Raw genomic sequence first — 23,204 nt, 5'->3', positions numbered from 1 at the left:
AAAAACGGGCGATCAAGTTCGCGCTAAGAATGCGCGCATTGTACGAGCGGTGCTGCAAACACGGGACTGGCGCTTGCTTCAAGCGATGCAAAGGCCTCACAGTGTGGCAGCCAGTGTGACAGCGTTTGGCGGCGCGTTGGCTACAATTCGACCGATATCCGGCATCACCGCTTACGGAGAACCGTTTGATCACCTGCCGTACACCGCAGCTTGAGGTGCGCGTTGTCGATGGACGCTCCGTCGCCTTTCTCTCCGGCGACTGGACCACGCTCGCGCTGGCCGAGCGCGCTGGCGTGCGCAGCGCACGTCAGCAGATCCGCGCCGGGCTGGACAACGCCAACGCGTGGTGCCTGACCGAAGTCGGCCGTATCGACCACTTTGGCGCGCAACTGCTCTGGCGCGCCTGGGGCAACCAGTGGCCCGAACACCTGGATGCCCGGCCCGACCAGCGCCGCATGCTCGATCGCGTTGCCAAGCTCGACCCCGGCGGCTGGAAGCAGCGCTTGGCGCCACGCATGAACCCGGTGGCGATCCTCGGCGAGGGCATGCTCGATTTCTTCGATCACGCCCGTAACGGCATCGCCATGGTTGGCCAACTGATGTTCGACTTCGGCAGGTTCGTGCGCGCGCCGCATCGCGGGCCGTGGCGCGAGATCTCCGCCAACATCTACAGCACGGGCTACAAGGCGCTGGGCATTACGGCGCTGGTGGGTTTCCTGATCGGCATCGTGCTGAGCTATCTGTCGGCCAACCAGTTACGCGTGTTCGGGGCCAGCATCTTCATCGTCAACATTTTGGGGATGGCCATCATCCGCGAGCTTGGACCGGTGCTGGCTGCGATTCTGGTGGCCGGGCGTTCGGGTTCAGCCATCACTGCGCAGATCGGCGTGATGCGGGTGACCGAAGAGCTGGATGCGATGCGCGTGATGGGCATCTCCCACGGCTTTCGGCTGATTCTGCCCAAGGTGATTGCGCTGGCGATTGCCATGCCGCTGCTGGTGGCGTGGACGGATCTGCTGGCGCTGGCGGGCGGCATTCTTGCGGCCAAGTTCCAGCTCGATATCAGTCCGACGTATTTCATCACCTCGTTGCCCGATGCGGTGCCGGTGGCCAACCTGTGGCTCGGCATCGGCAAGGGCGTGGTGTTCGGCATGCTGATTGCGCTGGTGGCGTGCCACTTCGGTCTGCGCATCCAGCCCAACACGCAGAGCCTGGGCGAGGGCACGACTACGTCGGTGGTGGTGTCGATCACCATTGTCATCCTCGCGGATGCCGTGTTCGCCATCCTCTTCAAGGACGTCGGGATATGACGCGCCCCCGCCATCCGCATATCGAGCATGCCGGGGCGCCGCCGGCGATCACGCCCGCGCGCGAACGCGTGATCGAGGTGCGCAGCGTCACCAAGCGCTATGGCAAGGTGACCGTGCTGGACAACATCGATCTGGACGTGTTTCGCGGCGAAGTGCTTTCCATCGTCGGCGGCTCGGGCAGCGGCAAGACGACGCTGCTGCGCCAAGTGGTGGGGCTGGAGAAACCCACCTCGGGCACGATCCACATCTTTGGCGAAGAGCTGACCTGCCAGGTGGGCAACGATCTGCAGTCGATGCGCAACCGCTGGGGCATGCAGTTCCAGCACGGCGCGCTGTTCTCTGCGCTGTCGGTGATCGACAACGTGGCGTTGCCGATGCGCGAATTGCGCACATTGCCCGACGCGTTCGTCCAGCGCGTGGCGATGCTCAAGCTGCAGATGGTGGGGCTCAAATCGACCGATGCCGACAAGATGCCGTCGGACCTGTCGGGCGGCATGATCAAGCGCGTGGCCCTGGCACGGGCGTTGTCTCTGGAGCCGGAGTTGGTGTTTCTGGATGAGCCGACCGCCGGGCTGGACCCGCGCGCGTCGGACGATTACGTTGCGCTCATCCGCGAGTTGCGCCAGGAGCTGGGCCTGACCGTGGTGATGGTGACGCACGATCTCGACACCCTGGTAGCGCTGTCCGACCGCATTGCCGTGCTGGCGGATCGCAAGGTGGTGGCGGCCAAGCCGCTGGAGCAGATCATTCAGATCGATCATCCGTTCATCAAGGAATACTTCCTGGGTGAGCGGGGCAAACGGGCCCTGATGGCGCTGGGCCCGCAGATGACGGAGGCGGTGGCTGCAGCCTCGCTTTCGACGCAGGAGGATTGATGGAAAACAAGGCCCACGCATTCCTGGCCGGGCTGTTCACGATCGGGCTGGTCATCTTCATCGGGCTGGCCGTCATGTGGTTCAACCGCGACCAGACCGTACGCGTGCCGTACGACGTGGTCACGCGTTCCACCGTCAACGGGCTGAACCCACAGGCTTCCGTGAAATACCGTGGCCTGGACGTCGGCAAGGTCGACAGCATCCGCTTTGACGACAAGGTGCCGGGGCAGATCGTCGTGCGCGTGCTGGTCGACAAGGATGCGCCCATTACCACCACGACGTATGGCCGCTTGGCGTACCAAGGTGTGACGGGTCTGGCTTACGTCCAGCTCGACGACCGCGGCTTTGACAACAGCCAGCACGCGCCCAGCCCGGTGCGACTGGCCACATCCCAGAAGGAACCCGCTCGCATTCGCATGGAAGCCGGCTTCCTCGACGAACTGGACAAGCGCGGCGACCAGATGCTCTCTAAGCTCGATCAGACGCTGAACTCGCTGTCGATCATGTTTGACGACGAGCACCGCCAGCAGGTCACGGCGTCGCTGCAATCGTTCCAGAAGACGATGGACGCCTACAGCACGCTCGCGCAGCAGGCAGAGCCGACCGTGCGCCGTCTGCCCAAGATTGCCGACAACCTCGATTCCACGCTGGTGGCCACGCGCAAGCTCACGCAATCGCTGTCCGACCCGAAGGGGCCGTTGATGACGACGCTTTCCGGCGCCGGGACCGATCTGACGGCGGCGACGCAATCGATGCAATCCGCCGCCAACGTGCTGACCTACGAAACGCTGCCGCAACTCAACGGCTTTGCGCGTGAGGCTCGCCAGGCTGTGCGCGGCTTCGACCATGCCGTGACCGACTTCAACGCCCGGCCGCAGAGCGTGCTGTTTGGCCCCGCGCCCGGCGCGCCCGGCCCCGGTGAGACCGGCTTCACCGCGCCCGCCGCCCGCGCTTCGGCCCAGCCCTGAGGAGATTCCATGCCGATGTTGTCTGCTGTGTTCCGCCGCTCGCACGCGCTGCCTGCTTTGATGGCGCTGTCGCTTCTGGCAGCTTGCTCAAGCGCCCCCGTGGCGCCCGCCGCGCTGTATGACTTTGGGCTCGCGCCGGCCACCAGCGCAGGCGCACGCCTGCCCACCGCCTTGCGCGTGGCCGACGTGGCCGGCCCCGGCTGGATGGATGGCAACGCCATCTACTACCGCCTCGCCTATGCGCAAAGCCAGCGCACCGACGCGTACGCCAATAGCCGCTGGGTGGAATCGCCCGTGAGCCTGTTCGACGCGCGTTTGCGCAATGCGGCGGCGGCGCGCGGCCATGTGGTCGGCTATCCCACGCCTGATGTGCCGAGCTTGCGTATCGAGCTGGTCGACTTTTCACAGGTGTTCGACCGGCCCGAGGCCAGCCGGGGCGTGGTGCGGCTGCGGGCAACGGTGTCACTGGCGCGCGGGGTGATCGACCAGCGCGTGGTGCAGGCCGATGCGCCTGCGCCCAGCCCTGACGCTGCGGGTGGGGTGACGGCGCTCACGCAGGCGTCAGACAAGGCCATCGGCGAGGTGCTCGACTGGGTGGCAGGTTTGCCTCTGGCGGCGTCAACCTCGGCCGTGCCTGCAACGCCCGGTGCTGCATTTGGCACGCGTCGGCGCTGATACCTCGACCTCTCCACCGGATGGAGGAACCATCCGTGAAGAGCGGCATCGGACGCTATCATGGGCGGCTTCTTCCGGGCATGTCCGCTCCTCCTCCTAGATAGATAGCTGCTTCTTCCGGTGACGGACTTCCACTCGCAACCCGCCGCACCCACTCCGCATCGCCACTCGCCGCTTGCACGCGCCGGGCTGGGGTGGTTCGTGCTGCTGGTCGTCTACGCCAGCCTGTATCCGTTTGCCGGCTGGACGGACACCGGCGTGTCGCCGTTTGCCTTCCTGAGCGCACCGCTGCCGCGCTACAACACCGGCTTCGACCTGCTCACCAACGTGTGGGGCTACATGCCGCTGGGCATGCTGACGGTGCTGGCGCTGCACCCGCGCATCACGGGCTGGCGTGCGGTGTTGCTGGCCCTGCTGGCGGGGTTGCTGCTCTCGGGCGCCATGGAAGCGATCCAGACCTATCTGCCCACGCGCGTATCCTCCAACGTCGATCTGGCGACGAATACGCTGGGCGCGCTGCTGGGCAGCATCGTCATGCTGCCGTTTGCTGCGCGGCTGATCGACCGGGGCGGGCTGCGCCGCCTGCGCCGCCGCTGGTTCGAGCCGCATGCGACCTTTGCGATCCTGCTGATGCTGGTATGGCCGTTTGCGCAGATTTTTCCGCAGGAATTTCTCTTCAGCATGGGCGGGGTGATCCGCAGCATCCTGCTCGATCCATCGCCGGATGCGTTTGTCGTCAATTTCCTCAACGGCTGGTTTCCGGAGCTGTTCGACTGGCAGGACAAGCTGACGGCGCACCCGGAAGCGCTGCAGCGCCAGGAACTGCTGGAAGCCCTCATCACCGCTTGCAGTTGGATCGGCACGGGGCTGCTGGCCAGCGTGGCCATGCGCCGCGGGGCGCCCATGCTGCGCCTGCTGGCCGCGTTGCTGGCCGGCGCGCTGCTGGTGAAGGCGGGGGCGACGGTGCTGCAGTTTCCGCTGGGCGGCGCGTGGGATTGGCTTTCATCTGGCGCGCGTTTCGGGCTGGTCGTCGGCTCGCTGGTGCTGGTGCTGCTGGTGCGCCTGCCGCGCTGGCTGCGCGGTGCGCTGGCCATGGCCCTGCTGATCGCGCTGATCATCCTGTCCAACGTGCTGCCGCCGAGCCCATATTCGTGGGTGTCGGCGCAAAGCTGGCGGCTGGGGCGCTTCGTCCACTTCAACAGCCTTTCTCAATGGATCGGCTGGCTGTGGCCGTTTCTCGGCCTCGGCTACCTCGCCTGGCGCGCCGAGCAGACACAGCTGCAGCGGCGCGCCGGACGTCAGGCGCGTTGAGTCTGCCCCACCGCCGATGCTGCGTGTGGTGAGGCTGCGCGGCGTATGACCAGCAGGGCAAGCAGTGCCGCCAGGTACATGGCGGTCATGGCGACAAAGCCCGCACGCCATCCGAACAGGCCCGTCGACAACGCCGCCACGCCCAGGCCGATGAGCGCGCCGCCCTTGGCTGCACTGCTGCACAACCCCAAAGCAAAGCCTTGACGATCTTCCGGGCTGGTTTCTGCCACCAGGCTGTTGAGGACCGGTAGCAGGCCGCCCAGGCACAGACCCCACGCCAGGCGCGCAGCGATGAACGCGGCTTCCCCCTGAGCAACGCCTTGCCAGAGCGCAGTAAGGCCGCAGACGGCGGTCAATGCGCAGACGCGCCCTAGCGTGACGTGCACGGGCAGGCCCGCAAACCGCTTTGCCCACCAGCGCGCAGACAGCGCCAGTGTCGCGGCCGTGGCGCTGTACGCCAGACCGGCCAGCATCACCGAGCCATGCAGCGTCTCGGTGATATACGGCGCGAGGAAGCCTTGCGGCATGACGCGTGCCGCCTGCACCGCCACTGTGCCGAGCAACAGGCCGATCACCAGGGCGCCCAGCGGAGCGTGACGTGCCTGGCGAGCATCGGCGTCCGGCTCGTCTACGGACTGCGCGGCGGGCTTGATCGCGGGCAGGCAGACCATCGCCAGCGGAATGCACGCCAGGATCACGACCGCGCCCGCCGTGTTGGCCATGCGAAAGCCCATCCACCCCACGAGCCACGCACCAACCGGCGGGGCCATGAAGCTGCCGCACGCCGTGACGGTCTGCAGATCGGCGAAGACTCGCCGGCGCATGTCGGCCGGCGCCACGCGCATGGCGTAGATCTGGGCGGCGGCCAGAAAGCCCGCCAGCCCGCCTTGCACCGTGCGCGCCAGCAGCACGCTTGCTGCTGAGTCTGCATAGACCGACCACAGTTGTGACGCGGCCAGCGCGACCAGCGCCCGCAGGATCATCGGCTTGGGCCCGACACGGTCGGCCAGGCGCCCCCACCATGGCGCGGTGACGAGCGTGGCGGCCATCGGCGCAAAGTACGCTGCGCTCGCCACCCACGCGAACGGCACGTGCGGCACCGGCGACAGCTCACGCAGGAACAGCGGCCAGAACGGCCCCGTCATTTCCATCGCGCCCATTGAAAGGGCCTGGATGACGAGGAGCCACCGGATGGCCCCCCGCCACGCGTCCACAGTCGTTGCCGGGTTCATGCGCGAGCGGCTGCAGCCAGCGGGTTGGGCAGCGCGGCGTGCATGTCGTCGGACTGGTCGCGCAGACGCATGCGGACGAACGTCTTGAACGTCCACGGTGCTTCGAGCAGCGCGTAGCGCTCGCGCGCCCAGGTGTCGGCATCCAGCGCTGCGCGGTTGGCTTCAAACACGGCCTGCATGGCGTCATGCCATTGGTGCAGCCCGACGGCGCTACCGTGCTCGGGAAACAGCGCCAGGGCTAGTTCACCGATATGGCACAGCAGGAAGGCGTGGATGAGCTTCTTGCGCGGAATGTCCCGATCGGGATACGTGGTGTGGCCGGCACGGAACGGCTCGATCGAAAAGCCCTGTGCCTGCAGCGTCGGCAACGCGATCTTCACGTCGCCAAAGTCTCGCACCACCAGCCGCACCGGCATGCCGGCCTCGTCGATGACGACGAAGGTGTTCTGCTGATGCGCCTCCAGAGCAATGCCGTAACGCAGATAGAGGCCGACGATGGCCGGAATGGCGACGCGCAGGTACGCGTCGAAGAAACGCGCTGCCCGCTCGGCGCGCGTGCCGTCGGCCTGGCGCGCCAGCACGGTGTCGAGCAGCACGGGTGTGTCTGTGTGCGTCATGTCGGCGGTGAAGTCCGGCGTGAAGAGGGCGCCGACTGGCAGTAGCCGCGCGATCCCGGCAACGCGCGTGGTCGGGTTGTCGCGCACGATCATCGACAGATGCCGGGCGCGATCGTCATCCGTGCCAGCCACGTGGATGCCATGGCGTTCAGGCACGATCGACAGAGCGCTCGCCAATCCCGCGTCGGTCGCAAGAATGCGTTCCAGCAGGGCGCTCACGCGCGGCCCCATCACTGCCGATTTGGGCGATACGGTGCGCTCAACGCTGGTCAGCCGCATGCTGACCGGCAGCTTGAGCATCGGGCCGCCCGGCGCGTCGGTCGCGGCCACAGTGCGAAATGACATCGTCGGACGGGCGGCAATGCTGATATCCGGCAGATTGATCAATTCGCCGGCGGCGAATTCAGCTGCGAAGGTTTCGCCGAGCGTCGTGTCGCGCTGCCACGGATGTACGGGCAGCGGCAGCCACGCTTCGGGCGCGAGCTGGCGTGCCAGCAAGGCTTTGCGAAACGCCGCCATCGCGTCGGGGAAGGTTGCCGCGAACCAGTCGGCGTACGGCTGCACACCGTCCATCGTGGTGACCTGCAGCCGATGCGCCGCGACGGCCACCAAGCCGATAGGCACCTGCGCTTCGAACTCCGGTGAGAGCGCGATGACCTGTTCAGGCGCGAGGCCCATCCGAGTCTTGTAGGCCGGATGCCATGGGTGGCCGCCAGTGCCCCACTGTTCGGTACGCGCCAGGGCGTACGGCGTGCCATCGCCGCAGAGCAGGGCCAGCGCGTCTTGGCACGCTGCGGTGCGGTGCTCGGTAGCGAGACGCTCGCCCCAGGCCAGTCGATAGGCCTGGCACAGCGTGTCGTTGTCCTGGCTGTTGTCCAGTTCCGTCGCGAGCCGGGCAATGGCGGCCAGGCGGTGGGCGTCGGTGGCATCGCCAATGTCCAGCATGGGCGCGAGCCAGTTGAGCAGGGCGGACGGACGTTCAATGGGTGCCGGCGGGCGCTCGTGCGCCAGCACGGCGATATCACCGGTCAATGTCCAGCTGCCGAGCGCGCCCGGACGCAAACCAGTGAAACGCAACAGCACGCGCTGCTGCCAGATCGGCAGCAACGTCACATCGGCGCGTGTATCGGCGATGAGCTGGTCGGCATTGAGCAGCGCTTCACGAAACAGCGCCTGCAGCAGGCGCGACAGCACGCGCCGCCGTGCCAGTTGTTGTGCCGCTGACCAATGCTCGGCCTGCACGCCAACTTCGAGCAGCGCGGGAATGGATTCAAGACGGAAGTTGCCGGCCGCAGCTGCGGGTGCGGTTTGGGTCTTGGCGGCGGTATCGGATCGACGTTGCATGAGGGCTCCTACGGGACATGAGCGTGTGCAGGCGAGCGGGGCTCGACCCTGCAGCACAAGGGGTCCTGATGTAGGGGCCGCTTCAGAGACAGGCGGGAATGCAGCGCTCCCATGGGGAAGCTGCAAGGGAGGCTCGTTCTTCTCGGTATGTGCGCAATGCAAGCAGCCTGATCGGCTGCACGGTGGCGCCATTTGGTGCGCTGCAGTGTAGATGAGAATGATTCGCACTTGCAACACTATTCCATCAATCTGCGAGCTCGGGTGATGGAGCCGGCGCGTGCCGTCGTCACGTAACCGACATGAATCCTTTCTACCTTAGCGCGTGGTGAGTAGACAGCGCGCGCAGCACAGTCAGGCTCGCCGAGGTCATCTGGAGGTCATCTGTGTCTGCCAACCGAAATGCCAGCGCTTCACGCCGCGTGCCTGCGTTTGTGGCGGGTGCGGCTGTGCTGTTCGCGCTCGTGTTGAGCGGTTGCGATGCTTCTGACCCACATGTGCCTGCCGTGGTGCGCGCGCCGGCTTCCGTGCCGCCCGCCTCGCCGCCGCCCGCCGTTGCCTCGCAAAACGTCTTGGCACCGCCTGTGATTCATACCGTCGACTGACTTTGCGCGTTGCGTTCAGTCAGTCGCTGCCCCGTGTTGTCCCCCCCCCCACCACCCCCCAAATACACAGACATCAGGACGAGAACATGACCTCCAACAGTCGCCGTGGTTTTCTCCGCTCCGCCGCCCAGTTGGCTGCTGCATCCGCAGCCATGGGCGCGGTGCCCGAAGGCATTCGCCAGGCGCTGGCGATTCCCGCCCATAACGCGCACCGCAATATCGAAGACGTACAGCACATCGTGATCCTCATGCAGGAGAACCGCTCGTTCGATCATTACTTCGGCACGCTCAAGGGCGTGCGCGGGTACGGCGATACGCGCACCGTCACGCTGCCGACGGGCAAGAGCGTGTGGCACCAGCCGATGGCCGGCGGCGTGGGCGAAGTCCTGCCGTTCCGCCCGAGCGCGCCGGATCTGGGCCTGCAGTTCCTGCAAGACCTGCCGCACGGCTGGAACGACACCCACCTCGCCGTCAATGGCGGGCGTTACGACGGCTGGGTCCCGCACAAGGGCACCACGACGATGGCGTATCTCACCCGCCAGGACATTCCGTTCCACTACGCACTGGCTGACGCCTTCACCATCTGCGACGCCTATCACTGCGCCACGCCCACGTCGACCGACCCGAACCGCTATTACATGTGGACGGGCTATGTCGGCAACGACAACGTCGGCGGCGGCCCCGTGATCGACAACGCAGAAGCCGGCTACGGCTGGTCGACGTATCCGGAAGTGCTGGAAGCCGCCGGCATCTCGTGGAAGATCTATCAGGACATCGGCACGGGCCTCGATGCGGCCGGCTCCTGGGGCTGGACGAGCGACGCCTACATCGGCAACTACGGCGACAACTCGCTGCTCTACTTCAAGCAGTATCAGAACGCGCAGCCCGGCAACCCGCTGTACGATAAGGCGCGCACCGGCACCAACGCAGCGGCCGGCGACGGCTACTTCGATATCCTCAAGCGCGACGTGCAGAACGGCACGCTGCCGCAGGTGTCGTGGATTGCCGCGCCCGAGGCTTTCTCCGAGCACCCGAACTGGCCGGCCAACTACGGCGCCTGGTACATCGATCAGGTCTTGCAGGTCCTGACCTCCAACCCCGAGGTGTGGAGCAAGACCGCGGTGTTCATCACCTACGACGAGAACGACGGCTTCTTCGACCACCTCGTGCCGCCGTTTGCCTCGTCGGGCAGCAATGGGCTGTCGACGGTCGACACCACGGGCGAATACTTTCCGGGCAACAGCACGTACGGTGCCGGCAGCTACGGCCTGGGCCAGCGCGTGCCGATGCTGGTGGTATCGCCGTGGTCCAAGGGCGGCTACGTGTGCTCGGAAACGTTCGACCACACATCGATCATCCGTTTCATCGAGCAACGCTTCAAGCGCACGCACGGCGTGAAGTCGCCGAACATCTCGAAGTGGCGTCGCGCCGTGTGCGGTGATCTGACGTCTGCGTTCAACTTTGCTACGCCCAACGAGGTGGTGCCTGCATTGCCGAGCACCGCCGCCTACGTGCCGAAGGACAAGCTGCGCCACGCCAGCTACGTGCCGCTGCCGCCGCTGGTGCAGGCCGTGCCGAAGCAGGAAACCGGTGTGCGCCCGTCGCGCGCCCTGCCGTACGAACTGTTCGTGCGCGGCCGCCAGGATGAGGCGGCCGGCAAGTTCCAACTGGAATTCGTGAACACCGGCGACGTGGGTGCGGCCTTCCTCGTCTACACCGCGGGCAGCACCGATGCGCCGCGCACCTACACGGTGGAAGCAGGCAAGCGCCTGTCGGACAAGCTGGCCGTGAACGCCGGTGGCGCGTACGACTTCACGGTGCACGGCCCGAACGGCTTCCTGCGACGCTTTGCAGGCAAGCTCGCGCTGTCGGGCTTGCTGCGCCCGCATGGCCGTGCGTTGGAAGTGAAGGAGGGCTACGACGTGGCCAACGGCAACCTGCAACTGCGCCTCATCAACCACGGCCGCGCGCCCACGGTCTTCACGATCAAGAGCGCGTACACGGGCGAGAGCGTGCAGCGCGAAGTGCGCGGCGGTGACGATGCGTCGGTGTACCTCGACCTGCGCAGCCAGTACGCCTGGTACGACTTGACCGTCACGGCCAGCACCGATGCCGGCTTCGAGCGCCGCCTCGCCGGTCACGTTGAGACCGGCCGCGTCAGTGTGTCCGATCCGGCGCTGAGCGCATAAGCGGTATCCAAGTAAAAACGGCCCGCCGGCGTGGTCTGCCGGCGGGCCGTTTTTCTTTTTTGATGCTCCAGTGTCAGAGCTGCTTCGTGTACGTGCGTGCCTGATACAGCGCCAGTGCGCTCAGCCCGACGATCACCACGATCGCCAACACATCGGCAAACGGATAGCCCCAGTAATCGGTCATTGCGTGGTCTCCTTCGGTTCGAGGTCGAGCAGGCCGGTGTCGGCCATGCGTTGACGGCCAAAATCGGTGATGGCGTAGCGGAAGTGCACCTTGCCCGTGGCTTCGTCCAGCGTGTCTTCAGCCGTTTGCACCAGCCCGCCGGAGTAGAGATCCGCGAGGATGGCACGGATGCTGCCCGTCCAGTATTCGTCTTCGGGTTTGCAGTATTCGATGCAGGTGCGATGGGCGATGTCGCTGTCCCACAGCGTGTCGTTGCCCGCAAGCAGTTGCAGGATGTAGCCCTTCGTGTGCAGTTTCATGCGTGCGTCTCCGTGGATGCAGGGGTGGCACCGCCGCGGATCACTTCCAGGTTTTCCGAGCGCTCCGACACCATCACGAAGCCGCCGAAGATCACCAGCGCCAGGCCGATCAGGAAGTACCACTCCGGAAACTGCAGCGTGAAGATGGCGGTGAAGAGGGTGGCGAACATCGCGTAGAACGCGCCCAGCGCTTGCCCGCGCCCCACGCCGATCAGCGGGAACGACTTGTACCAGGCCACCGCGCAGAACGAGAAGGTGACGCCGCCCACGACCAGCCACAGCAGCGCCTTGCTGTGGACAATGCCTGAGGCAATCTCCGTTACCGGCACAGGCACATGCGCAAACAGGGCGATGGCCGGCAGGATGAGGACGACCCAATAGATGGCCTCGGCGGTGTAGCGGATGGAGACCCCGCAGTCAGGGTCGGTCACGTCCATGGCACGGCCCACGATCGCGCCTTCCAGGCCCCAGCCGATCGCCGCCATGGCGCCGCCCAGGTAGCCGATCCACTGATTGCCGCCGCTGTGCGATTCGGCCATCAATGCCGGCGCGTAGATCGCCACGCCGCCCAGGATGATGATGGCGATGCCCACTGCCGCCCGCGCGGTGATGCGCTCGTTGTACCAAAGCTTGGCGACCGTCGCGCCCACCACCGGATACAGCAGCCCGGCCACTGCCGCGAACACGGCGCCGACATAGCCCATCGCCAGATACGAGCCGAAGTTGGCCATCAGCCCGCCGACGACTGCCGCAATGAAGTACCAGCGCGAGATCTTGCGGAACTGGCCGATGGTGCGGAAGTAATCGCCCAGCTTGCCGAGAGAGCCGAGCCACACCCACTGGAAGACCGTCACCATGACGCTATGGAACGCCGTGATGACGGCCGCGCAGACCAGGAATGCGCGCGGATCGGACAGGTCCATCGTGGCAAACGGAGATTCATGCCAGACAGCCGTGCCCGGCACGTACCAGGCGCCCCAGAGGATGGCCGCCCATAGCGCCCAGCGGTAGCCCCATTGCAGAGTGCGTTGATGATGTGCCGCGCGGGCGGCGGAGGAAGAGGCCAAAACCGATCTCCTTGTTCTGTAGGCGCCAGGTGCAGGGAAAACGCGTGTGACGCCCTAGTTACTGGAGGTTAAGAAATTAACTAATAGTTCTTTGGAGTCTATGCCGGCCCTCCAGGCGTGCCGGAAAAATCGTGATGGATTGGAAATGTCAGGCGTTGACGTTCGCGACGTCAGTTGACGCCGTAGGCTAGGACGCGCCCGCCTCGGGCACCGTATTGACCACGGTGATCATGTGCAGCGGGGCATCTGTGGCCGGGTCGCGTGCCAAGGACGTGGTCATGCGCACCGGCACTGCCGAGCCGTCGCCGCGTACCAACTGCAGCGTGAGCGCATACGTGGGCACCGTCCCGGCGAGCAACTCGCCGTATTGGCGCAGATGGCGTGCGAGGTCACTGCGGTGCGTGAGGTCCAGCAGCGTGCGTTGCTGCAGCGCCGCTTCGGACTGGCCCAGCAGCTTGCACAACCACGGGTTGGCGCTCAGGCAGCGGCCTTCCAGGCTGACCTGCGCGATACCGATCGGTGCTTGCTCGAACAGCGTGCGCAGTTTGGACTCACTGTCACGGAACGCGGCCTGCGCTTGCACTTGCGCGGTAATGTCCTGCGCCGCGCCGATCATCGTGGGCGTGGCCGCGGAAGGGTCCTGCGCCTCGCCTTCCTCACGAAGGTGGCGGCGCGTGCCATCGGGCAGGGTGATGGTGTATTCGACGCGATACGGCTGCCGTGAGGCGACGGCCCGATCCAACACGGCCTGCACACGGGCGCGGTCTGCGGGAACGATGGCGTCCAGATAACGAGCCATCGTCACCGGCGTGACTTGCGGCGCCCAGCCGAAGAGGCGGTAGGCCTCATCCGTCCAGCGGCAGGCGTCGCTGCCGGGTTCCCAGATCCAACTGCCGAGGTGGGCGATCTGCTGCGCCTTGGCCAGCAGCGCCTCTGAATCACGCAACGCGGCTTCGGCCGTGTGGCGCTCGGTGGTATCGAGGCTCAGGCCGATCATTTTGACCGGCCGGTCCTGTGCGTCGCGCACGAGCGTGGCGCGTGAGACGATCCAGCGCACCACGTCGGGTGCCGGTGCGATGCGGAATTCATGGGCGTAGACGCCGCCCGCGGTCAGGTTCTGAGCGATTGCCGCCTGCACACCCGGCACGTCTTCGGCAACGACGCATTGCCAGAAATCCTCCAGCGTGCGGATCGGCCGTCCAAACAGGCGCGCGACATTCGGCGAATACGCCACCGCATCCGTCAGCAGGTTCCACTCCCACGTAACCACGCCGGAAATCTCCTGCGCGAAGGTCATGCGCGCCTCACTTTCCATGATCGCGGCGATGTGCTTCTGGCGGCCTTCGCGGGCGCGGGCGTCGGTGGCCAGGCTGGCTTCCAGGTCGGCCAGAGCCCGGTCGCCGTAGCGCAGCCAGAGCCAGTTCACGTTCAGGAAGCGCGCCAGCGCGAGCAGGTTGGCGTATTCGATCTCGCCGCCGCGCGTCCATTTATGGACGGCAGACGGTGACACGCCCAGCGCCGCCGCCACTTGCTTGAGCTGGATGCGACCGCGCGTCAGCACGCCTTTAAGGCGGCCAGCAAAGCTGTCGTCATCAAGTGGGCCGTCGGACGGCGGAAGTGCTGCGGCGGTCATGGGGGCGGATTGACTGGAAGTGATTCGCGACAGTATAGCGTGACAAAAATAGCGAGAATTTATCGATAAATTGCAGCGTTAGGTCATAACGATTGGCCTGGTGCAACTAATTTTTTCTAGACTAGTCGAAAATTCTCCAAAGGTAAATAAAAACACCATCAGTGAATTTCAGGGTCGCCGCATCGGATGGGTGTCTGACAAGACGCCTCGGTGCCGGCATTTCGGGCGCCGACTTCTTTGCGCGCCCATCATCCACAGGGGTACTGGATATGACGCAAGCTTCCCTTTCCACCGATTTCCGTTCCGCCGCACTGGCTCCCCGTCTTGATCTCTATATCGACGGCCAGTGGGTGCAGCCCGAAGGCGGCGTGTACCGCGACATCGTCGATCCCGCCACCGAAAACGTCCTGACGCAGGCGGCCGACGCCTCCGTGGCCGATGCGCAGCGCGCCATCGCCGCCGCCCGTCGCGCATTCGACGAAGGCCCGTGGCGCCAGACCGGCCCGCGCGAGCGTGCACGCCTGCTCAACCGGATTGCCGACGCCATCGACGCCGACGCCGAGAACCTGGCGACGCTCGAATCGCTCAACACCGGCAAAACCATCATCGAAAGCCGCTGGGACATGGACGGCATTGCCGCGACGTTCCGCTACTTCGCGGGCCTGGTCGCCACGGAATCCGGCCTCATCAACGAGGCACCGGACACCGTCATCAGCCGTACGCTGCGCGAGCCGGTGGGCGTGTGCGGCCTCATCACGCCATGGAACTACCCGCTGCTGCAAGCCGCCTGGAAGATCGCGCCGGCGCTGGGCGCGGGCAACACCGTCATCGTCAAGCCGAGCAACCTGACGCCGCTGACCACGCACCGCTTTACCGAGCTGCTGGTTGAGGTCGGCGTGCCGGCGGGCGTGTTCAACCTCGTCACGGGCGCGGGTGAAGCCGGTGCCGAGCTGTCGCGCAACCTGGACGTGGATCTCGTGTCGTTCACGGGCGGCGCGGTTGCCGGCGCGGCGGTCATGAGCGCGGCCATCGGCAACTTCAAGAAGATCGGCCTGGAGTTGGGCGGCAAGAACCCGAACATCATCTTCGACGATGCGGACTTCGATACCGCCGTCGATTACGCGGTCAACGCGGCGTTCTTCCACGCGGGTCAAGTGTGCTCGGCCGGATCGCGCCTGATGCTGCAAGACGGTATCCACGACCGCTTTGTCGATGCGCTGGTCGAGCGCGTCAAACGCATCCGCGTGGGCAATGGCTTCGCTGAAGGCACGGAGATGGGCCCGGTGCAATCCGCCTTCCAGCGCCAGAAGATCATCAACATGATCCAGGCCGGCGTGCAGGAAGGTGCTGTGCTGCGCTGTGGCGGCAAGGCACCGGAAGGCGAGGCATTCCAGCGTGGCTTCTGGCTGGAGCCGACCGTGCTGACCAATGTGCGCGACGACATGAAGATCGCCACCGAAGAAATCTTCGGCCCGGCGCTGACCGTTGAGCGCTTTTCCACCGAAGAAGAAGCCGTGCGCCGCGCCAACGCCACGCCGTTCGGTTTAGCCGGCGCCGTGTGGACGGCCGACCTGAACCGCGCCAACCGTGTGACCCGCGCACTGCGCTTCGGCACCGTGTGGGCCAATGACTATCACCCGTACTTTCCCGAGGCACCGTGGGGCGGCTACAAGGCCAGCGGCATCGGCCGCGAACTGGGCCGCGGCGGACTGGACGAGTACACCGAACTCAAGCACAGCTACATCAACCTCGCTCCGCAGCCGATGGGCTGGTTCGGCGCGGACGCTGCGTAAGAACGGGAGGGCATCTTTTGACCACAAACACCGTACAGGAATACGACTACATCATCGTGGGCGCGGGCTCTGCCGGCTGCGTGCTGGCTGCGCGCCTCACTGAAGACCCGGACGTGACCGTGCTGCTGCTCGAAGCGGGCGGCCCTGACCATCGCTGGGATTTCCGCACGCAGATGCCGGCGGCACTGGCGTATCCGCTGCAGGGCACCGCGTACAACTGGGCCTACGAAACCGAGCCCGAGCCGCACATGAATAACCGCCGCATGTCGCAAGGCCGCGGCAAGGGGCTGGGCGGCTCGTCGCTCATCAACGGCATGTGTTTCATTCGCGGCAACGCGATGGACTATGAGCGCTGGGCGAGCGATTTTCAGTTGGACGACTGGACCTATGCCGACTGCCTGCCGTACTTCCGCAAATCGGAGACGTACGACAAGGGCGCCAACGACTGGCACGGCGACGCTGGCCCGCTGCAGGTCACCACGCCCAAGCACGACAACAGCCTGCTGTTCCACGCCTTTATCGAAGCCGGTGAGCAAGCCGGCATCCCGGCTACGGACGATCTGAACGGCTATCGCCAGGAAGGTCTGGGCCCGATGGATCGCACCGTGACCGCCAAGGGTCGACGTGCCAGTACATCGCTGTGCTACCTCGACAATGCGCGCAAACGGTCCACGCTGACCGTGCTGCCACGCGTGCTGGCCGATCGCGTGATCTTCGATGGCACGCGTGCCGTGGGCGTCGAAGCGCTGATGGATGGCAAGCGCGAAACATGGCGTGCGCGCCGCGAGGTGATCGTCACCAGTGGCGCTATCGCTTCGCCCCAGTTGCTGCAGCGCTCGGGCGTGGGCAATGCGGATGACCTGCGCGCGATGGGCATCCACTCGGTCGCGCACCTCCCGGGCGTGGGCGAGAACCTGCAGGACCACCTGGAGATGTACATCCAGTACGAGTGCATCCGGCCGGTGTCGATCTACGAAAACACGCTCTGGTACAACAAGCCGAAGGTCGGCCTGGAGTGGTACATGCACGGCACTGGCCCCGGCGCCAGCAACCACTTCGAGGCGGGCGGCTTCATCCGCAGCGATGACAGCTTCGAGTGGCCGAACATTCAGTACCACTTCCTGCCGCTGGCCGTGAACTACGACGGCAGCAACCCCGTGAAGATGCATGGGTTCCAGTGCCACGTGGGTTCGATGCGTTCGCCATCCAGGGGCTACGTGAAGCTCGCCTCGCGCGATCCGCGTGACAAGCCGCGCATCCTCTTCAATTACATGGCGCACGATGTGGATTGGCGCGAGTTCCGTGCCGGTGTGCGCATCACGCGCGACATCATCGCGCAGCGTGCCTTCGATCAATACCGCGGTCGCGAAATCAGCCCCGGTCCGAGCGTGCAGACCGATGCCGAGATCGATGCCTTCGTACGCCATCACGCCGAGACCGCACTCCATCCGTCCTGCACCTGCAAGATGGGGCCCGCAGACGACCCGATGGCCGTGGTCGACAACGAGGGCCGCGTGCATGGACTCGACGGACTTCGCGTGGTCGATGCGTCGATCATGCCGCGCATCGTCACCGGCAACCTGAATGCGCCGACGATCATGATGGCCGAGAAGATTGCCGACCGCATTCGCGGTGTGGCGCCGCTCGCTCGCTCCGATGCGGCGTTCTATGTGCATGGCAAATCGCCGCTGCAGGCGCCGGCCAAACCGCTGGTCGCCAGTGAACTGGTGGTGGCGTGATGCGCTGGCGCAAGGTCGCGACAATGCTGGGTGGGGCGGCGGCGTGCGCTGCTGCCCTGCCCGCACTGGCGGATGACGTGCCGGCCGGCGAGGACAAGCGCTGGTCGGCCAATGCATCGGTTGTCTCGCAATACGTCTCGCGCGGCCTGCACCAGACCTGGGGAAAACCTGCCCTGCAGGCCGGCGTCGATTACACCGCACCGAGCGGTTTCTATGCCGGTGCATGGGGTTCCCAGGTCAGCGATCACGTCATTGCAGGGGCACATGCCGAGATCGATACCTACCTCGGCTATGCCACCACCGTTGCGCATGGCGTCGAGTTGACCACCGGGCTCTACCGCTACTGGTACCCCGGTGCCCGCTACGACAAGGCGGTCGGCGGCGGCCCCGGCACGGGCTACGACTACACGGAATGGATGGTCGGCGCCGGCTGGCGCGGCGTGTCGGTCAAGTTGTGGACATCCCTGTCGAACTACTTCGGCTTCGATGGCAATTCGCTGGCCGACGGCATCGATCGCGGCAGCCGCGGTTCCACCTACGCCGAAGCCAACTGGGCCGTGCCCTTGCCCAACGACTTCACACTCGGCCTGCATATTGGCCACGAGCACGTGCGCAACCACAGCGCGTTCAGTTTCACTGACTACCGCATTGAACTCTCGCGCCCCATCAACAAGTTCTTGACGCTGTCCGCTGCGTTGACCGGTGCGGACGCATCTGCCTACGCCCGTCAGGTCTCCGTGCGCAACGGCACTGATCGCATGACGCTCGGCCGACGCACGGTCGCCCTCAAGCTGACGGCCAAGTACTGAGCGGCAGGCGACGGCGCGCTACCTGCAACCCTTTCTCCACAACCTCTGCTTTCAAAGCACACACCATGGCCTCCCTGGGTTTTACCGACGTTGTCGGTCTGGTCGGCGTCGCCGCTTATGTTTCTGCGCACTTTGGCGTGCAGGTCCTGCATAAGCCGCCGACCGGCGCATTTGCCGTTCGCCTCAATTTGCTTGGACCGATTTGCATCCTGATTTCGCTGATGGGCGCGTTCAATCTCGCGTCGTTTCTCACCCAGTTCTTCTGGCTGGCGCTGACGCTGATGGGCTGGTGGCGGAATAAGCAAGCGGGGCGGCCGGTAGCGGAACCCGCTGGCGCGCCGCGCCCGGGGCATCCCGCGCAGCAGTAGGTTCGCCCCTCACGGTTAAAACCGCGTCTACGTACGCGGTTTTTTTGCGGGACCGATTTGGGATCGCCGCTAGATATATGGCTCAAGAGTCTCTTTTTCCGGCACGGGTGCTGAACAATTGTTGATGTATGAAGAACAGTATTTTCTTAAATTGAGTATTTATTCATCATGGGCAACGATCTATTCTGATCACAAGCGCAACGAACTGAGCGCAACCGAATATCCAGACAGATCAGGAGCCCATCATGAACACCCGTCTCGCAACCGCTTTCTCCCGTAACGCTCTGCTGGCCCTGGTGGCCACGGTTTCGGCTTCCGCAGCGCTGCTGTCGGCCCAACCGGCCGCCGCTGCCGTCCAAAGCAGTGCTGATCCGTACACGCAAGGCGCTGTCGCCAAGGCTGATCCGTACACCCAGGGCGCTGCCGCCAAGTACGACGTCTATACCCAAGGCGCCGATCGCCAAGCCGATACCTACGGCTACCTGTCGTGGAAGAACGACCGCTTCGATCCGTACACCCAAGGTGCTGTCGGCAGGGCTGACCCGTACACCGATGGCGCAATCGCCAAGGCCGATCCGTACACTGATGGCGCTGCCGCCAAGTACGACGTCTACACACAGGGCGCTGATCGCCAAGCTGATACCTACGGCTATCTGTCGTGGAACGGCGATGCCTCGTATCCGAAGGATGGCGCTTCGCGCGTCTGATCGAGCCGCATCAAAGCAAAAGGGCCTTGGGGTACAACCCAAGGCCCTTTTTGTTTGTGCTGCGTTTCTGCTTCGTGATCAGACCACGCCGGCTTCGTGTGCCTGCTGATCCGCGTGGTACGAGCTGCGCACCATGGCGCCCACGGCCGCGTGCGTGAAACCCATCTCGTACGCCTTCTCTTCGAACATCTTGAAGGTGTCCGGGTGCACGTAGCGCAGCACCGGCAGATGGTGGCCCGACGGCGCCAGATACTGGCCGATCGTGAGCATGTCGATGTCGTGCTCGCGCATGTCGCGCATGACTTCGAGGATTTCCTCATCCGTCTCGCCCAGGCCCACCATCAGGCCGGACTTGGTCGGCACGTTCGGGTTGCGGGCCTTGAAGTCCTTCAGCAACTTGAGCGAGTGCGCGTAGTCCGCACCGGGGCGGGCCTGCTTGTACAGGCGGGGCACCGTTTCGAGGTTGTGATTCATCACGTCGGGCGGGCATTCCTGCAGAATGTCCAGCGCCTTCTCCAGGCGGCCGCGGAAGTCCGGCACCAGCACTTCGATGCGCGTGGCCGGCGACAGGGCGCGCGTACGCGAGATGCAATCGACGTAATGCTGGGCGCCGCCGTCACGCAGGTCGTCGCGGTCGACGCTGGTGATGACGACGTAGTTGAGCTTGAGTTGAGCGATCGTCTTGGCCAGGTTTTCCGGCTCGTTCACGTCGAGCGGGTCTGGGCGGCCGTGCCCGACGTCGCAGAACGGGCAGCGGCGCGTGCACTTGTCGCCCATGATCATGAACGTAGCCGTGCCCTTGCCGAAGCACTCGCCAATGTTCGGGCAGCTTGCCTCTTCGCACACCGTCACGAGGTTGTTGGCGCGCAGGATGTCCTTGATTTCGTAGAAGCGCGAGTTGCCGGTGGCGGCGCGCACGCGAATCCAATCCGGCTTCTTGAGCTTCTCGGCCGGCACGATCTTGATGGGAATGCGTGCGGTCTTGTCGAGCGACTTCTGCTTGGCCGTCGCGTCGTACGGCTTGTTCGACGGGGTGGCAGGGGTGGCGACTTCAGTGGCGCCGGCGGCGGAATCGGTCATCGTGTTCTCCGCACGGGCTTGCGGCTCGTGCATTTCAGGGCGCTATGCGGTAGCGGCCTCGGCGGGGTGCGCTTGCGCGCGTTGCTGCAATTGGGCGACCAGCGCATTGGCCAGGCCGCGGGAAACGGGTTGCCAGTCGTTCGCATCGACGGCGCGTCCGCACGCATCACGGGCGCCGGCGGTCACCATATCGACGGTTTCCAGGCCGGCATAGCCACACGGGTTGATCTGCGTGAAGGGCGACAGGTCCATCGCCAGGTTCAGGCTCACGCCGTGGTAGCTGCAGCCGTTGCGGATCTTCAGGCCTAGCGCTGCGATCTTGGCGCCAGCATGTGGCCCGCTCGACAGGTAGATGCCGGGGGCGCCAGCCTTGCGTTCGGAGGCGACATTATACGTGGCGAGCGTCTCGATGACGGCCGCCTCGATGGCGTCGACCAGCGCCTTCACGAACAGCCCGCGTCGGCGCAAATCCAGCAAAAGGTAAGCGACGACTTGGCCGGGGCCGTGGTAGGTGATCTGGCCGCCACGATCAACTTTCACCAGCGGGATGTTGCCGGGAGCCAACAGATGCGCCGGATCGCCGGCCAGGCCGAGCGTGAACACCGGCGGGTGTTCGACCAGCCAGATCGTGTCGGGCGTATCGGGGCCCCGCTGCGCGGTGAATGTCTGCATTTCGTCGAAGCAGGCGGCGTAGTCCTGCAAGCCGCGCTCGACGATGTCAATCGGAATCATGCCCGCGAGTGTAGCGCAGGGCCGCTAACGGCGCCCTGTGCCTTTGCCCGCTTCGGTCGCAGGGTCGGGCAAAAAAAAGCCGGCGCGATGGGAGGCATCGGCGCCGGCGTCGGCTTTTGCAGCAGATGCCGCAAAGGAGGCTAAGAACAGGTTTCGGGCTCAGGCGGCAACGACCGGTGTGTCGGCGTGCTCGTTCCAGCCGAGTGCGGCGAGTGTGTGGCGCCATCCGTTCGTGACGTGCCACGGCTGGCGCGGCATGTGACCGTCGGTGGCTTCCACGGCCAATGCGACTGGGCCGAGGGCTTTCGGGTCTACCGAGACGACGATTTCTTCACCGCGTTTTACGGCAACGCTGCCGCCCGCGTGCAGCCATTCGTCGCCGGCTTTGTTCTCGTGTGTGATCCATACGTCGTGCCCGTAGGCTTCTTCGACGCGCAGATTCTGGTTGGCCGGCATGCGCAATGCCACCACTTCGCCGGGCTGCAGAGTGAATACAATTTTTGTTAGTACAGCTTTCATGATCGGCTCCTTCACGGCAGTGGGATGGGGCCTTGCCGTTGAAGGAATTCTAGGCGCTTGGTTGCCTTGTACCAAACGATATATATTGCGTTTCTTGATAGCGCAGCTCACATAAAAACCACGCCGCGCTACGAAAATCCGGAGGGAAAGATGACTGAAATCCGCGAGCCGATGCGCTTGCCGTCACTTGGCGCGCTGCGGGTGTTCGAGGCGGCGGCACGCTATGAGAGTTTTTCGCGTGCGGCGACGGAGTTGTTCGTTACGCACGGTGCCGTCAGCCATCAGATGCGCACGCTGGAGGACGAGCTGGGCGTGCCGCTGTTCGAACGGCGCGGCAAGCGCGTCATGCTCACCCACGCGGGCCGCGCCTATGCCGATCGCGTGCGCGAGGCGCTCGACCAGATCGCCCAGGCCACGCACCAACTGCGCGCCGGCAACCGCGATAACCGCCTGGCCATCAGCACGATGCCGTCGTTTGCCGCGCGCTGGTTGACGCCGCACATCGGCACCTTCATCGAGCGCCATCCCGAGTTGGAGGTGGAGCTATTCTCCAGCCCCGCACTGGTCGACTTCGCGCGCGAAGAGGTGGACGTGGCGTTGCGCATGGGTTCGGGCAACTATCCGGGCCTGTACGTGGAAAAGCTGCTCGACGATGTGTTCTTCCCGATCTGCAGCCCCGCGTTCAACGGCGGACGTCTGCCGCGCACGCTGGCCGAGATGGCGAGCATGACCCTGCTGCGCAGCGAGGGCGAGGCATGGAAACCGTGGTTCGATGCGGCCGGCGTGGAGGGGTTTGTGGAGCCGCGCGGCGGGCTGATGTTCCAGGATTCGTCGTTGCTGTTGCAGGCAGCAGCAGCGGGGCAGGGTATTGCACTGATCCGCCCGACGTTGGCCTTCAATGACCTGCTGACCGGTCGCGTGGTGCGCCTGTTCGAGACGACGATCCCGTGCCCGTGGAACTACTACTTCGTGTGTCCGCACAGCGCGCTGCAGACGCCCAAGATGCAGGCGTTCCGCACGTGGCTGCTGCCGGAGATTGCGGCGTTCAAGCTCAAGCTGGCGGGGCTGATGAACGACAACGCGGTGTGCCTGGGGCACGTCTCGAAGGGCTGAGCCTGGCCATCGAAAAAAACTCGCTGACAAAGCAAACG

General features: G+C 65.1%; 21 protein-coding genes. 13 read left to right on the top strand and 8 right to left on the bottom strand.

What is annotated here, in order from left to right; translation table 11 throughout:
* The first annotated feature begins 185 nt into the window (after positions 1–185).
* The 5 genes from BG83_RS0111210 to BG83_RS0111190 all read left to right on the top strand — a co-directional run bounded on the left by BG83_RS0111210 (position 186) and on the right by BG83_RS0111190 (position 5,139).
* Entirely contained in the window at positions 186–1,310 is a 1,125-nt protein-coding gene (locus tag BG83_RS0111210; RefSeq protein ID WP_024976804.1) for an MlaE family ABC transporter permease, read from the top strand.
* The gene (locus tag BG83_RS0111205) at positions 1,307–2,185 is read left to right on the top strand and encodes an ABC transporter ATP-binding protein (RefSeq protein WP_024976803.1); all 879 of its coding nucleotides are present in this window, start codon (positions 1,307–1,309) and stop codon (positions 2,183–2,185) included. Before BG83_RS0111210 ends, BG83_RS0111205 begins: the two co-directional genes overlap by 4 nt.
* Positions 2,185–3,153, top strand: a complete 969-nt coding sequence (locus tag BG83_RS0111200) for an MlaD family protein (RefSeq protein WP_024976802.1) — start codon at positions 2,185–2,187, stop codon at positions 3,151–3,153. The genes BG83_RS0111205 and BG83_RS0111200 overlap by 1 nt, the downstream gene beginning before the upstream one ends.
* Before the next feature lie 9 nt (positions 3,154–3,162).
* On the top strand, positions 3,163–3,828 hold the full coding sequence (locus tag BG83_RS0111195) for an ABC-type transport auxiliary lipoprotein family protein (RefSeq protein WP_024976801.1): 666 nt from the start codon (positions 3,163–3,165) through the stop codon (positions 3,826–3,828).
* A 120-nt stretch (positions 3,829–3,948) separates the two neighbouring features.
* Positions 3,949–5,139 carry a VanZ family protein gene (locus BG83_RS0111190; protein ID WP_024976800.1) on the top strand — a complete coding sequence of 397 codons (1,191 nt, stop codon included), beginning with the start codon at positions 3,949–3,951 and terminating at the stop codon, positions 5,137–5,139.
* On the opposite strand, the gene BG83_RS0111185 is transcribed toward BG83_RS0111190, so the two are convergent.
* Positions 5,127–6,371, bottom strand: a complete 1,245-nt coding sequence (locus BG83_RS0111185; RefSeq protein WP_024976799.1) for a rhizoferrin export MFS transporter — start codon at positions 6,369–6,371, stop codon at positions 5,127–5,129. The genes BG83_RS0111190 and BG83_RS0111185 overlap by 13 nt on opposite strands.
* Complete coding sequence (locus BG83_RS0111180) at positions 6,368–8,332, bottom strand: NRPS-independent rhizoferrin synthetase (RefSeq protein WP_024976798.1); 1,965 nt, start codon at positions 8,330–8,332, stop codon at positions 6,368–6,370. The genes BG83_RS0111185 and BG83_RS0111180 overlap by 4 nt, the downstream gene beginning before the upstream one ends.
* 383 nt (positions 8,333–8,715) lie before the next feature.
* Between BG83_RS0111180 and BG83_RS0111175 the strand changes: the two genes are divergently transcribed.
* A complete protein-coding gene (locus tag BG83_RS0111175; RefSeq protein WP_024976797.1) occupies positions 8,716–8,934 on the top strand; it encodes a hypothetical protein in 219 nt (72 codons plus the stop codon).
* An 86-nt stretch (positions 8,935–9,020) separates the two neighbouring features.
* Positions 9,021–11,123, top strand: coding sequence for a phosphocholine-specific phospholipase C (locus BG83_RS0111170; RefSeq protein ID WP_024976796.1), 2,103 nt, complete (start codon positions 9,021–9,023; stop codon positions 11,121–11,123).
* A 180-nt stretch (positions 11,124–11,303) separates the two neighbouring features.
* On the opposite strand, the gene BG83_RS0111160 is transcribed toward BG83_RS0111170, so the two are convergent.
* The 3 genes from BG83_RS0111160 to BG83_RS27735 form a co-directional block, all read right to left on the bottom strand.
* Entirely contained in the window at positions 11,304–11,606 is a 303-nt protein-coding gene (locus BG83_RS0111160) for a hypothetical protein (protein WP_024976795.1), read from the bottom strand.
* Positions 11,603–12,673, bottom strand: a complete 1,071-nt coding sequence (locus tag BG83_RS0111155) for a DMT family transporter (RefSeq protein ID WP_024976794.1) — start codon at positions 12,671–12,673, stop codon at positions 11,603–11,605. Before BG83_RS0111155 ends, BG83_RS0111160 begins: the two co-directional genes overlap by 4 nt.
* A gap of 187 nt (positions 12,674–12,860) precedes the next feature.
* Positions 12,861–14,306, bottom strand: a complete 1,446-nt coding sequence (locus tag BG83_RS27735) for a helix-turn-helix domain-containing protein (protein ID WP_024976793.1) — start codon at positions 14,304–14,306, stop codon at positions 12,861–12,863.
* Positions 14,307–14,575: 269 nt separating this feature from the next.
* Here BG83_RS27735 and BG83_RS0111145 point away from each other — a divergent pair, with 269 nt between their 5' ends.
* The 5 genes from BG83_RS0111145 (at position 14,576) to BG83_RS0111125 (ending at position 19,722) form a co-directional block, all read left to right on the top strand.
* On the top strand, positions 14,576–16,099 hold the full coding sequence (locus tag BG83_RS0111145) for an aldehyde dehydrogenase family protein (RefSeq protein ID WP_051541469.1): 1,524 nt from the start codon (positions 14,576–14,578) through the stop codon (positions 16,097–16,099).
* A 17-nt stretch (positions 16,100–16,116) separates the two neighbouring features.
* Entirely contained in the window at positions 16,117–17,838 is a 1,722-nt protein-coding gene (betA, locus tag BG83_RS0111140; RefSeq protein ID WP_024976791.1) for a choline dehydrogenase, read from the top strand.
* Complete coding sequence (locus BG83_RS27730; protein ID WP_024976790.1) at positions 17,838–18,647, top strand: TorF family putative porin; 810 nt, start codon at positions 17,838–17,840, stop codon at positions 18,645–18,647. The genes betA and BG83_RS27730 overlap by 1 nt, the downstream gene beginning before the upstream one ends.
* 65 nt (positions 18,648–18,712) lie before the next feature.
* On the top strand, positions 18,713–19,015 hold the full coding sequence (locus tag BG83_RS0111130; protein ID WP_024976789.1) for a CBU_0592 family membrane protein: 303 nt from the start codon (positions 18,713–18,715) through the stop codon (positions 19,013–19,015).
* A 245-nt stretch (positions 19,016–19,260) separates the two neighbouring features.
* Positions 19,261–19,722 carry a hypothetical protein gene (locus tag BG83_RS0111125; RefSeq protein ID WP_024976788.1) on the top strand — a complete coding sequence of 154 codons (462 nt, stop codon included), beginning with the start codon at positions 19,261–19,263 and terminating at the stop codon, positions 19,720–19,722.
* A gap of 78 nt (positions 19,723–19,800) precedes the next feature.
* Here the strand turns inward: BG83_RS0111125 and lipA are convergent, their stop codons facing one another.
* The 3 genes from lipA to BG83_RS0111110 all read right to left on the bottom strand — a co-directional run bounded on the left by lipA (position 19,801) and on the right by BG83_RS0111110 (position 22,053).
* Positions 19,801–20,802 (bottom strand): lipoyl synthase, encoded by a 1,002-nt coding sequence (gene lipA, locus BG83_RS0111120; protein ID WP_012761007.1) that lies wholly within the window; start codon positions 20,800–20,802, stop codon positions 19,801–19,803.
* 42 nt (positions 20,803–20,844) lie between these two features.
* A complete protein-coding gene (lipB, locus tag BG83_RS0111115) occupies positions 20,845–21,534 on the bottom strand; it encodes a lipoyl(octanoyl) transferase LipB (RefSeq protein WP_024976787.1) in 690 nt (229 codons plus the stop codon).
* Positions 21,535–21,693: 159 nt separating this feature from the next.
* Complete coding sequence (locus tag BG83_RS0111110; protein ID WP_024976786.1) at positions 21,694–22,053, bottom strand: DUF2917 domain-containing protein; 360 nt, start codon at positions 22,051–22,053, stop codon at positions 21,694–21,696.
* Between the two features lie 150 nt (positions 22,054–22,203).
* Here BG83_RS0111110 and BG83_RS0111105 point away from each other — a divergent pair, with 150 nt between their 5' ends.
* The gene (locus BG83_RS0111105) at positions 22,204–23,166 is read left to right on the top strand and encodes a transcriptional regulator GcvA (RefSeq protein ID WP_024976785.1); all 963 of its coding nucleotides are present in this window, start codon (positions 22,204–22,206) and stop codon (positions 23,164–23,166) included.
* Positions 23,167–23,204 lie beyond the last annotated feature (38 nt).

This window comes from Ralstonia pickettii (genome assembly GCF_000607165.1).
GTDB classification, from domain to species: Bacteria; Pseudomonadota; Gammaproteobacteria; order Burkholderiales; family Burkholderiaceae; genus Ralstonia; species Ralstonia holmesii.
The sequence above is the reverse complement of the archived record's forward strand: the minus strand, read 5'-3'. Positions and strand labels throughout refer to the sequence as shown.